Consider the following 12,691-nt stretch of genomic DNA (forward strand, 5'->3'; position numbering starts at 1 on the left):
TCGACGGGCCGAAACCCGCCGCTGGGCGGTGGAGGCTTGTGATTGCGCGGAGATGAGCACGCACCGCATCGCGCGGCTCGGGATGGATGAGGCGCTGCCGCCTTATCGGCGTGGCACCGGGCGAGTACCGGAGGCTAGGCGGTTAAGGCTAGCAGGATGGTGTCATGCCTGAAATACACCTGAGATTCATTCCTTGCCGATGTTTCGCTGCTAGGCTCTACTCGCCGCGACTGATGTCTCCCGACGAACAGCCTACGATTTTCATTCCGCCGCCGAATGGCTCGCGGCCTGCGTCCATGGGGTGGCAGGCTCCTTCTGTCGAAGAGATGCAGACGATGCTGCCGCAATACGAGATCATGGAGATCCTAGGGCGCGGTGGGATGGGGGCGGTTTACAAGGGACGGCAGAAATCGCTCAAGCGGCTGGTAGCGATCAAGATTCTCCCACTCGATGCGGCGGATGATGAGATGAAGTTTGTGGAGCGGTTTCAAAACGAAGCGCAGACCATGGCCGCGATGAATCACCCGGCCATCGTCAGCGTGTATGACTTTGGCGAGACGCCGGACGGGCTGCTCTACTTCATCATGGAGTTCGTCGATGGCACGGACGTACATAAGATGATCCAGGCCAGCGGGAAGCTCTCGGGCGAGTATGCGCTGGCAATCACGGCGCATGTGTGTGATGCGCTCGATTACGCGCACAAGCGCGGGGTGATCCATCGCGACATCAAGCCGGCGAATATCCTCATTGATCAGGAAGGCCACATCAAAGTGGCGGACTTCGGCCTGGCGAAGATGCATGATCCCTCGCAGACCAGCGGCCTGACGAAGACGAACATGGCGATGGGCACGCCTGACTATGTCGCGCCGGAGGTGCTGACGACGGGCATGGTGGCGGATCATCGCGCGGACCTTTATGCGGTGGGCGTGATGCTTTACCAGATGCTCACCGGCGAGGTGCCGCGCGGGATGTTCAAACTGCCGTCGCAGAAAGGCATCGGCAGTGATCCCCGCTTTGATGAGATCATCTGCAAGGCGATGGAGCAGGACCGTGAGGAGCGTTACCAGAGTGCGATGGAGGTGCGCCACGCGCTCGATGTCATTCTCACCACGCCGCAGCCGAAGGATGACGGGACGGGCATCGTTTCCGCGAGTCACATCCCGCAAAAGCCTGTGGCAAAGCAGCCGCGCCCGCCCGGCGAGCGCAGCCAGCCTCCGGCCCAAAAGCCCGCACCGCAAAAAGCGCCCGCTCAGAAAGCCGCCGCTGCGCCGAAGGCCAAAGCACCGCCGAAAAAGCAATCTGCCGCCACCCTGTGGCTCTCCATCGGAGGCATCGTCACGGTCCTTGGCCTGGCATCGTTCTTTGCGCTGGGTGGCAAGTCCAAGCCAGCCTCCAGAGTCCAGCCTCTATCCGCCAGCGCCGTGGACGCAGCGTTCCTGGCACAAGTCGCGGCAGCACCCGCCTTGCGGCAGGTGGAACTGGTCACTCAGAAGATCGAAGCTCTGAACGGAGCGAAGCTGAACGTAGAACCCACCATCAAGGGGGAGAAGGTGACCGGCCTCCGGCTTGGCAGAGCAGTCGGCACAGAGGCTATGGCACCTGACGTCTCACCGCTTGCCGCGCTCAAGGATCTCGATTCGCTCCGGCTTGAATACTTGAAGGTGGGGGACATCTCCTGCCTGCGGGGATTGAAGTTGGTGAATCTGACGATTTGGGACGGCGAATTCAATGACCTGTCTGTCCTGCAATCACATCCCTTGCAGACACTCTGCTTGAGGGGGATTTCGGTTTCCGATTTTTCGGTGCTCAAAGGCAAGGCGCTTCAAGACTTGGATCTCGAACTGTGCGACCGTCTGAGCGACCTCTCTTTCATCAAGGGCATGCCGCTCAAAATCCTGAGGGTGCCCAGGACAAAGGTGCGCGACCTTTCGCCCATCGCCGGGCTGCCCTTGACTGAGTTGGTTTGCGATCCCGAAGCGAAGCTGGATGCGGCTCTCATCGCTTCGGTCCCGACGCTGAAGAACATCAACTTAAAGCCTGTGAGCGAGTGGCTGAGCGGCTCGGGCAACGCTCCGCTGTCAGCTTCCCAAGGCAAAGCCAACGACCTTCTCCCTCTCGTGGATTTCAACCGCGCCGTCGCAGCCGCTCCCCCGGAGGAGCAGGTGTCCCTCGTCACCGCGAAGCTCAATGAGATCAATGGCGCACAGGCGGACCTGGTGCCGACGATCGCTGGTGGCAAAGTGAAATTTCTAAGAGTGGCGCGGAAAGGAGATGCACTTCTGCCCGACATCTCGCCTTTGGCCGCCTTGAAGGATCTGACGGACCTCCGGCTTATGTATGTGGGTCCGGCGGACATCTCCTGCCTCGGCGGGCTTCAGCTGGAGAGGCTGGAGGTCTACGGCGGCACCTTTGAGGACATCTCCGTGCTCAAGTCCATGCCACTCAGGTTTCTGGGCTTAAGCAGTCTGAGCCCGAATAGTCAGGAAGCCGTGGACTTCACGATCCTGCGCGGGATGAAGCTCGAGATGCTGCAGCTGGGCAGCAAACATTTGGTGGATATTTCCTTCATCAAAGGCATGCCGCTCAAAGATCTGAGCCTGACGGGGTCGGGCGTGAGGGATTTCTCGCCCATCGCCGGGATGCCTCTGAGCAATTTGGAGTTCGACCCGGAAGCGAAGCCCGACATGGCTTTGCTCCGTAGCATCCCAACGCTGAAGACCATCAACAAAAGGCCGGTGAGCGAATGACTGAGCGGCTCGACCGGCGCTCCTTCGTCGGCCACGCAGGCCAAAACCATCGATCTCCTCGCCCTTGTCGATTTGAAACGTGACGTCAGCGCGGGTGAGTGGGTGCGCACGGCGGATGGCGTCGCGAAGCAAGGGTCGGGATCGACAGACAAGGGGGCGGTCCGCCTGCAACTGCCCTATCAGCCTCCAGAGGAGTATGACTTCGAGGTGGAGTTCACGGCGGTAGCCGAACAGCAGTCTGTCGGCCAGATCCTCTCCGCGCAGTCGCGAGCATTCAGTTGGATCATGGCTGGAAATAAACCGGAGGCACCAATGGCTGGATTCGAGTTATTCGACAATGGGCCAACGAGTCGTCCTTCCGAAGCAGCTGCGCCAATGGAACGGAATCTGGAGAAAGGCCGACGCCATGTCAGCCGCGTCGAGGTGCGCAAGGCGGGCCTGCGCGGTTTTCTCAATGGGGTGGAACTCGTCAACTGGAGCGGTGACTTCAAGCGGCTGGCACCCGCCCCTGACAGCAAGTTGCGCGATGATAATCATCTCGGCCTACGTGCCGCACGCAATGCCATCTTCCACAAGATCACCGTGCGCGAGATCACTGGGACCGGGAAAGTGGATGCGGGAGTCAGCGCCACGACATCAGTCGGCTCGTCTGGCGCGACGGTCGCATGGACCGACTGGCTGGGGCCGAGGCTCGCCAAGGGGCAATTCGCAAATAGGCCAGATCTTGTCGTCGAGAAGGACGGCATCACCACCAATCAACTCGTGACGGGCATACCCTTCGACAAGGGAACCGTCGTGAGAGGCCCTGTCAGAATGACCTACCTGCTGCGCGAATCCGAGGGGACACAATTTGTCTTCAGCATCGATCCACTCACGTATGAAAGCTATCGAGCGGAAGACAAGGGCAGCGAGCTCCGCCTTTTCCGCTGTGGTAAAGACGGAGCGAATCAAACGATGCTGGCGAGTGAGAAAATCCCCGCTGCCATCAGCCGCACCGCCGAGCGCACCCTGGAGTTTCGAGTCGATGGAAACGTGCTGAGAGCCACCGTGAACGGCACTTTCAGTCTCTCCGCCCAAGACACCACCTTGGCGACCGTGTCCGGCTCTTTCTACTCGATCTATATCAATAAAGGTCTGCTGCTGAAAAAAGTGGAGATCGCTGATTAATTTTGGAGCAGAAGGGTGGAGGATAGATCTCTGACCTGTCAATGGATGACGGGCTTTCAGTCCGTTGAATGATGACTGCGGACTGAAAGTCCGCTATCCATCGACAGACCGGGAGGTCTATCCTCCAGAGGTCTATCCTCCGGTTGACAGATCTGGAGACCTGTCTTCCAATCCACGCATGCCGTTCGTGAAAGGGCCTCCGCATTTTGCGCCGCTGAATTGGAACAAGCCGATCAAGAAGTATCGACGCAAGTTGCCGCATTGGGTGCAGGAGGGGGCGACTTACTTCATCACGTTTCGTTTCGCGGACTCGCTGCCGCAGGAAAAACTCGATGAACTGGAGCGTCTGCGTGCTCAATGGGAGGCCGCGCATTCTGAACAGCGCGACGAGGAGGATGTGCAGCGGCATTTCCGCGAGACGATGCAGCGTGTCGATGACTGGCTCGATGCGGGCGCGGGCGAGTGCTGGCTGCGCGATGAAACCTGCGCGGCGATCGTCACACGGGCGATGCTTCACTTTGACGGCGAACGCTACTTTCTCTCCAGCTACTGCGTGATGCCGAATCATGTGCATGTGACGCTGCAGCCGTTCATCGGCCACGAGCCAGCCGATGTCTTGAAATCGTGGAAAGGATTCACCGCGCGTGAGATGAACAAGCACCTCGGACGCGAGGGCAGCGTGTGGGAGCCCGAGAGCTACGACACTCTCGTGCGGGACGTGGAGCATCTGTGGAAGGTGCTGCGCTACATTGGCAAGAATCCGGCACGGGCAAAGCTGCCCCAGGAGAAATGGGTGCGCTGGGTGAGTCCGCTCTGGGAGAAGGCGGGGTTTGGCTTCGGAGGATAGGTCTCTGACCTGTCAGCGGATGACGGACTTTTAGTCCGGCGGATGCTGACTGCGGGCTAAAAGCCCGCAATCCATCGACAGACCTGGAGGTCTATCCTCCGGTGCCGATCACGTTCATCAGGTGCTCCAGCTCGGCTTTCACCTCCTCGGGGTAGCTGACGGTCTGCAGGATCTCTTCTTCGATGCATTTCGCGTAGCGTTTCCTCATCCGGTGGATTTGCAGGCGCAGTGCGCCTTCGCTGATGCCGATTTTTTCAGCGACGTCCGCATACGGAGTCGCATTGTCGCCCAGAGGTAGATACTCGCGGAGCTGGTGGTAGTCTTCGAGGTTGTTGGCCTTCGCGAAGTCAGCTTGCAGTTTTTTCTCCGCCGCATCGAGGATGCCAGCCGCCCAGGCGCGATCAAAGAGCGTCTCGGGATCGCGGAGGTCGGCGGGCTCGTGCTTGTAGCGCTCCTCCGCATCTAAGTCATCAAAGGAGAGAGTGGCGAAACGCGAGCCGCCGCGTTTTTGAGTGGAGGCGTGACGGACGTGATTGGCGATGATGCGCTTCAGCATGGCGAGCATGAAGGAGCGGAGCTGGCCCTTTTCTTCCTGCGCATCGTGGATGGCCTCACTGGTGACGATGCGCTGGAAGAAGGTCTGAGTGATGTCCTGCGCATCGTGCGTGGGAAAGCCATGGCGCCGCGTGAAGGCGTAGATGGGATACCAGTATTGGCGGCAGATTTCATTCATCGCCCGCTCTGCCTCAGCATCACCGCCATTTTTCACCCGGCGCACCAGCGTCCAGCGCGTGGATGGGAAGGGGACGAAGCGGGAGTTGTCAGGCTGGCTCATGAATCGGGAAAAAATCGCGCCGCGATGAAACAAGTCTGCCCGCTCGGTGAGAGGAAGGCAAACGCAAACACTGCCGCCATGAAATCTCCTTTTTTCGCCACTGCATTCACACTCTTTGGTCAAACCGTATCTACCCAGCCGCGGCGGTTCACGCTGCTCTCTTCCGCCCTTTCTTTCTGCATGGCCATGCTGCCCTCTCTCGCGGTGGGGCAGACGGTCTCCACCTGGGCAGGCGGCACCGGGGATTGGCTGAATGCGGGAGCTTGGACTCCGGGTGGCGTGCCGGGTGATGCCCTGGCGGATGTGGTGATCGACAACGCGCCAGCCACGGCTTCCACCGTCACTTTCGGGCGGAATGACAGTGTGGTCACGGACCTGACGATTGGCCGGCTCCGCATTGATAGCGGGGATACCCTCCAGTTTGGCGCGGCCCCCAACACGCTTGAGTTCGGCCCTGCGATCGCGTTTTCTGGAGCGGGTTCCCTGATTCTGAACGGAACGATGTCACTGCCCTGGTCGTCCAATGCCCTGCGCGGTGCCAAATCCATTGCCGGCTCCGGCCAGTTGCTGCTCGGCAGCCAGGGCCAGCGCCCGGAAATTTATGATGCCCTGACGAATTCGGCCACGATCAAAGGATCTGCGCTTTTTGGCCGGGCGAATGCCGCGAAAGTGCAGGTGACCAATTCGGGGCTGATTGAAGCGAATCTGTCAGGGCAGGATATTGATTTCCATGGGTTGGACGGTGCGAATCGCAGCGTGAACACGGGCACACTGAAAGCCAGTGGCGGGGGCCAAATGCAGATCGGTATGGGTGAGTGGCTGAACACGGGCGGCACGGTGCTGGCGGATGGGCTGGCGTATGGCACAAGCTCGCAGGTGGCGTTTTATCGAGGCGGATTGATGGAGGGCGGCACGATCTCGGCCGCCAACGGCGGCGGCTTGCAGGTGGGGGGCAGTTTTAATGGTAGCAACGGGGGCTACCAGTTCCGCAATGTGACGCAGAACGGGCCGATGAACCTGCTGGACCAGATGCTGCTCCAGGGCACTTACACGAACAACGGCACGATCACGATCCCGGAAGGCTTTGGCCGCATTGATGGCATCGTCACAGGCTCCTACGACCCGGCGCAGACGATCACCCTGGCAGGCACGGGCCAGGTTGTTTTGGATCGCGGGCTGGGAAGCTCAGGTTTCGGCTACCGCCGCTCGATCTGGCACATTCAGGACCAATTGATCCGTGGACGCGGACGGGTCGGTGATGATGACTTTGAACCGCCTTACATCACGAATCGTGGCACGTTTCAGGCGGATCAAAACGAGCAAGAGCTGTTGCTGCGGCTCGCCGGGATCGACAACCAAAACGGCGGCGTGCTGCGTGCTCAAACGGGCGGCACTTTGCGCATCCACATCAACTCCAACGGGGTTGTAAAAAACACAGGCGGAACCATCGAGGCGACAACTGGCGGCCGGGTGCGGGCAAATTTTGGCCGGATCGAGGGCGGTCTGGTGCGCAATAACGGTGGCTTTATCGATCTGCATGGCATGACCCTGGTGAATCCCGGCACCGGGATGACTTTGGAAGGCGAACTCACCCTCGGCAGCCCCAACGTCTATAACGAAGCTAGGCTCGTGGGTGCCATCGAAAACAAAGGCATGCTCCAGATTGAAGGCGGCACGCAGGCGGCGAGGTTGTGGATTTCTGAAGACGCGAACCGCTCCGTCACCCTCACCGGTGGAGGCACGATCCAGTTGGGCAATCCCAACCAGACCAATCGTCCGGGAGAAATTTGGGATGGCCTTGATGGCTCTAATTCCGCCCGGACCCTGATTAATACGGACAACACGCTGGCCGGCTATGGCCGGATCGGTAATACCCAGACTGACCCACGTTTGATTCTCCAAAATTCAGCTTTGGTGAGAGCAAACGCGTCGGGCAAGACCTTGTCGCTCGGGTTATTGTCCGCCACGAATTCCGGCGGAACATTCTGCGCCTCGGTCGGCGGACTGATGAGCATCTCCGCCAGCAATGGATTTAACAACACGGGTGGCGTTATTGAGGCCATCTCCGGTGGTGGGGTGTCCTTTGCCGCCTCAACGTCCGTGACCAATGGCACGCTGAAGAACAACGCGGGAACGTTCAATCTATCCAATGCCACGCTCATCAACGGTGGCGCGGGGCTCACGCTGCAAGGCACGCACCCCTTCACGGTCGATCACAGCCAACAGGCTGAATTCCGGGGCGCGATCCAGAACGAAAGTTCCGTCCGGCTGCTCAACACCGGAGGCACCCGCACCCTGCTGATGATCGGGGCCAGCGCCGTCTCCCTCACGGGTGGAGGAGAACTCTACCTGGAAAATGATTCCATGGTGAATGCCAGCAGCAGCGCGACGCTCTCCTTGGATGAACAGGATCTGCACGGGGCGGGCTGGGTGGGTGCCGAGAACGGCTACACACGCCATCTGACTGTCATCAACAACACGTCCGTCGAGGCAGACCAAGCTGGCAAGCAACTCCGCTTCACCACCGCCAGCCTCACCAACTCCCCTGGTAAAACGATGAAAGCGATCAATGGCGGAACCCTCGCCCTCTGGAGCAGCAATCTGATCAATACCAACGCGTCCATTTTAGCGACGAACGGATCGACCGTCGAATTCGGCTCTGATGGACCTATTTCCGGAGGTTTGGTCAATTCAGAGGTCGGGGGCACCATCAAGGTCGCGAGGGAAATGACCGCGAAAGGCGGAGTGATTTTCACCAACGCTGGCACCCTGGAGTTTGGAACACTGGGCGGAACTGGGTTCAACGGATTGGCGGACGGCGGATCGTCCATCATCAGTTCCGGCACTATCAACAAAGTTGGAGGCTCGGATTATTCGATCTTCAGCCCCTTGAACAACACGGGTGCCATCCAAGTGCAGAACGGAACCCTCCGCTGGATGGCGGGTGGCGATTTGTCGAACTCCACCTTCTCCGCCAGCGCAAATGCCAACCTCACTTTTCAAGACACGCCCTTCACCTTTTCGGGCGTGAATACTTTCACAGGTTCAGGCAATCACTGGTTCGGGAATAGCACTGTCACGCTCGCTGATGCAGCCACCGCTCTGAACGTGAGTGGCAACTTCAACATCGGCAACTACGGCACCTCGACGCTGACCGGGCCTGGAACCATGAACGTGAACGCGGGCGGCACGCTCACCATTCATCCGGGCACAAGCCATTTCTCCGGCCCCAAACTGGTCACGCTGGCGGGTTCAAATACAACGATCAATAAAAGTGGGCACCCGCTCGAATTCACCAATGGTGCCACCTGGGAAAACTCCGGGATGGTATCCATGGGCGGCTACATCAATGTCCTGAATGGCGCTGTCGGAACCCTCTTCAAGAACCTGTCGGGCGGTGTTTTCCAGACCACTGCGGCTCAAGAAAACCGCCTGGCCGTGCCTTACGAGAATTCTGGCACGATCGAGGCTTTCACCGGCTCACTTTCGATCACCTCCACCGGCACGTTCAACAATGGCTCTACCAAAGCGGCGGCAGGATTCGGCATTTATGCAAGCGGTGGCACGGTCAACTTTGTGGGCGGGGCGAACGCCTCCACTGGCGAGGGCTTCTTCGGCCCATGGAATGGGAGCTTCAATTTCGCCTCGGGGGCGAAACTCACCGGCGAAAACATCGGCTTCTATGGCACGAGCAGCGTGAGCGGTGCCGGCACGCTGGAAGTCACCAAGAACCTGCAAATTGGTAGCACCCACGATCTCACCATTAACAACTCGCTCCTGCGCATCGCACCCACCGCCACCGCCACTTATAACCTGCCCCTTTCCAACGGCTTTTGCCGCCTGATGAATGGGGCAGTGTTTGAGAATGCCGGGCAGTTTGATCATTATCTTGTCAAATCATTCACTGGTGACGACACCGGGCTTTTTCGCACGCTCGAGGGTTCAATAACCAATTTCAACGCCGTGGTTCCCAACTTCGGCTACTTTGCAGACGTGAGCGTCGATGTGCCTGTCGAGTTCGCAGGCATTGTTGCAGCCAATCAAGGCAAGCTGATCACCTTCACCCAGGGCGGGCTGCTCAAAGCCACCGCCAAGCTCTGGTCGAATCATTCCAACTCAGTGATCACCTTCACCGGGGCCGCGCCTCTGCGGGTGCAGGGGCGGACGAACGAGTTCTCAGGCTCGGGCATCGTGCGCTTTTCAAATACCCGCCTGAGCTTTGAAGACCCCAGCGCCGATCCGGCGGATGATCCGCTCATCGCCGCTGGAGCCACCGTGACCTTTGTGGATGCGACAAATATCGTCGAGGGCAATGGACTGCTCACTGGCACTCAGTTTACCTTTGCCGGAGCCAGCACCACCATCAATCAGGCCACGCTGCAAAACAGCCAGGGCTGGAACACGGGTTGGATCGCCTCCGGTGGCTCTCTCAACCTGCAAAATGGCGCACGCTTTTTGAATGAAGGCACCTTCAACATCACCACCCACATTGGCGCATGGACCGGTACGGCGGGCACCTTATTTCACAATAAGAGCACCGGTCGCCTCGTGCATGACACCAGCACGAACACCGTCATCGCCCTGCCTTTCCAAAACGATGGCATCCTTGAGGTTCGGGCGGGCACGCTGAACTTCTCCGGCAGCTACACCGGCACTGGTGGCGTCGCGGCCTCGAATGGAGCCAAGCTCACTCTGCCGCTCGGCTCCACCGCCCTCGGCCTGCTGCCCGGCAGCCTTCAGGTCCTCGGAGCAGGTAGCGAAATCAACGTGACCTTCCCAAGCGGCGACAAACTCACCGCGCTGGAGGCCAACGGCGGCAGGCTCGTCGCCGCAGGTGGCGGAAACATGGTCGCGGCAGGCGGCGGCAATATTTTAAGCCACAACGGCGGCGTCTTGGTCGCCGCGGGCGGCATGAACTTGCTCGCCACAGGTGGTGGCAACATTACCAGCGAAGGCGCGAACTCCCGCATCGAGGGCAGCGGCTCCTTGGTCGCCGCAGCCGGAGGAAATGTTTTGAGTCACAACGGTGGCACCATCGTCGCTGCGGGAGGATTGAATGCCGATGGTCCCGGCAATGTGATCGCCACTGGCGCAGGATCTCTCATGCAGGCCAGCAGCATCGTGGCCGCTGGCGGGATGAATATCGTGGCTGCAGGTGGTGGAAACATCGTCGCCGCAGGTGGCCTCAACGGGTCAGGGGGCGAGGCCCTGCAAGCACGCATGGCCTCTTTTGGCGAAGAGCCCTCCAGCGGCCCCGGCACCATCACCGTGGATACTGGCAGCCGCCTCGCAGGTGATGGAACCTTCGAAGGGCAGGGCCAAGTCATGAACGGCAGCTCTGTGAATCCCGGTTTTGAGGCCCTAGGCGGCTCGAATCAGGTCGGAGCCATGCAGTGGAATGGCTCACTCGAAATTGCAGCCGGAGCCAGCCTCAATCTCCAGCTCGGCGGCACCACGCCCGGCACGCAGCATGACCGGCTCAATGTCTCGCAGGCTTTCATCATGAACGGCACGCTCGTCGTCACCTTCGTCAACGGATTCGGTGCAAGCATCAATTCCACGCACACTTTTGATGTGGCCGTCGCCACCAGCGGCATCACCTCCAACCTCACCGGCACCCGCATTCCCGTCGCCAGCGCCTACGGCACCTTTCTCGTCACCCTCGTCAATGGCGGTACCACGCTCCGTCTCTCTGACTATCAGCTCGCGGCCCCCACCTTCAGCCACTGGGCCACCATCCACGGCCTCAGCGGCCCCGATGCCGATCTACTCGCCGATCCTTTTCATACCGGCACCAGCAACCTCCTCAAATACGCCCTCGGCCTCAGCCCGCAGTTCAACGGCTCGCCGATCATCTCCGGCACATGGCAGGATCTCTCCGGTCAGCAATTCCTCACGCTCAGCTACACACGTCCCCAGGCCGGCGCACTCCCCTCAGACATCCTTTACGAACCTCAACTCTCCTCCAGCCTAGCCCCCGGCGATTGGCAAAGTGGACCGGCTCACATTCAGCCGGTGGGCAGCCCCGTCCCCGGTCCAGGCGATCTCGAAACCATCACCGTCCGCTCCATGCACCCGATTGGTCCCGCGTCACCGAGTGAGTTCCTGCGTCTGCGCGTGGAGCAGGTGCCACTCGCTCCGTGAACTCAAGCCATTGGCATCAGGCGGCAACTCTCCTCACATGACAGAGCCTCACAAAGGTGGTTTAGAAGTGGCATGTCATCCGTGCAGCCTGATTTGACTGAAACCACCATCGACGGGCCGAAAACCCGCCGCTGGGTGATCGAGGCGTGTGATTGTGCGGAGATGAGCACGCACCGCATCGCGCGACTTGGCATGGATGAGGCGTTGCCGCCTTATCGGCGGGTGCGGATGACGCCGGAGGGGAGTTTTGTGCTGGCGTGTGTGAGCGGCGAGGGCTCGATCTTGCTCGATGGGCGCTGGCAGCGGGTGAAGCCGGGTATGGTGTGTCTCGCACCGCCGAGGGTGCTGAATGCATTTGAGGCAAAGGGCCGTGAGAGGTGGTGCTTTGCCTGGGTGCGCTATGATGAGCCGAGCTTTGTCACACCCGTGGTCGGAGCAGCGTCGCCGGTGATGCCTGTGGCGCAGGCGGAGGAGATCGGGCGGCTGGTGAGCGGCCTGCGGGCCGAGTGGGAGGGCGAAAAGGAGCCTCGCATGATTCACCACTGGCTGGAGCTGCTGCACGGCACGATCCGCCGCATCGCGCAGCCGTGGCGCAGCCGTGAGCCGCGTGTGGCGAAGCTGTGGGCAGATGTGGAGCAGGATTTGCAGCGTGACTGGACGCTGTCGGAGCTGGCGCATCGCAGTCATTGCAGCCCGGAGCATCTGCGTCGCCTCTGCATGAAGGAACTGGGCCGCAGTCCGATGCAGCACCTCACTTGCCTGCGCATGGAGCAGGCCCGAAGGCTCCTGGAACGCGAAAACGACAAGCTGGAGGTCGTGGCGGCGAGCGTGGGCTACGCGAACGCGGCGATCTTTTCCCGCGTCTTCCGCCGCTGGGTGGGCGTGGCTCCGGGAGAGTATCGGGGGCGTGGGGCTTGAGTGACTTTGGCGTGAAAAAATGCTGCGTCATCG

The 12,691-nt window shown here is 60.2% G+C and carries 6 protein-coding genes; 5 read left to right on the forward strand and 1 reads right to left on the reverse strand.

All coding sequences use genetic code 11. From position 1 onward, the window contains the following. Positions 1–233 precede the first annotated feature (233 nt). The 3 genes from IPK32_09285 to IPK32_09295 all read left to right on the forward strand — a co-directional run bounded on the left by IPK32_09285 (position 234) and on the right by IPK32_09295 (position 4,761). Positions 234–2,747 carry a protein kinase gene (locus IPK32_09285; GenBank protein MBK8092153.1) on the forward strand — a complete coding sequence of 838 codons (2,514 nt, stop codon included), beginning with the start codon at positions 234–236 and terminating at the stop codon, positions 2,745–2,747. Positions 2,748–2,849: 102 nt separating this feature from the next. Then, positions 2,850–3,914 carry a hypothetical protein gene (locus IPK32_09290; GenBank protein MBK8092154.1) on the forward strand — a complete coding sequence of 355 codons (1,065 nt, stop codon included), beginning with the start codon at positions 2,850–2,852 and terminating at the stop codon, positions 3,912–3,914. Positions 3,915–4,092: 178 nt separating this feature from the next. Further along, the gene (locus IPK32_09295) at positions 4,093–4,761 is read left to right on the forward strand and encodes a transposase (protein MBK8092155.1); all 669 of its coding nucleotides are present in this window, start codon (positions 4,093–4,095) and stop codon (positions 4,759–4,761) included. A 91-nt stretch (positions 4,762–4,852) separates the two neighbouring features. On the opposite strand, the gene IPK32_09300 is transcribed toward IPK32_09295, so the two are convergent. After that, positions 4,853–5,596, reverse strand: a complete 744-nt coding sequence (locus IPK32_09300) for a sigma-70 family RNA polymerase sigma factor (protein ID MBK8092156.1) — start codon at positions 5,594–5,596, stop codon at positions 4,853–4,855. A gap of 78 nt (positions 5,597–5,674) precedes the next feature. Here IPK32_09300 and IPK32_09305 point away from each other — a divergent pair, with 78 nt between their 5' ends. After that, entirely contained in the window at positions 5,675–11,740 is a 6,066-nt protein-coding gene (locus tag IPK32_09305; protein MBK8092157.1) for a hypothetical protein, read from the forward strand. A 72-nt stretch (positions 11,741–11,812) separates the two neighbouring features. After that, positions 11,813–12,658, forward strand: coding sequence for a helix-turn-helix transcriptional regulator (locus tag IPK32_09310; protein ID MBK8092158.1), 846 nt, complete (start codon positions 11,813–11,815; stop codon positions 12,656–12,658). Positions 12,659–12,691: the final 33 nt, after the last annotated feature.

This window comes from Verrucomicrobiaceae bacterium, assembly GCA_016713035.1.
Classification (GTDB): Bacteria; Verrucomicrobiota; Verrucomicrobiia; order Verrucomicrobiales; family Verrucomicrobiaceae; genus Prosthecobacter.

What these genes read in the sequence shown, in the direction of transcription:
- IPK32_09310 (MBK8092158.1), top strand. Translation starts at nt 11,813, where the DNA reads ATGTCATCCGTGCAGCCTGATTTGACTGAAACCACCATCGACGGGCCG.
- IPK32_09300 (MBK8092156.1), bottom strand. Translation starts at nt 5,596, where the DNA reads ATGAGCCAGCCTGACAACTCCCGCTTCGTCCCCTTCCCATCCACGCGC.
- IPK32_09295 (MBK8092155.1), top strand. Translation starts at nt 4,093, where the DNA reads ATGCCGTTCGTGAAAGGGCCTCCGCATTTTGCGCCGCTGAATTGGAAC.
- IPK32_09305 (MBK8092157.1), top strand. Translation starts at nt 5,675, where the DNA reads ATGAAATCTCCTTTTTTCGCCACTGCATTCACACTCTTTGGTCAAACC.
- IPK32_09285 (MBK8092153.1), top strand. Translation starts at nt 234, where the DNA reads ATGTCTCCCGACGAACAGCCTACGATTTTCATTCCGCCGCCGAATGGC.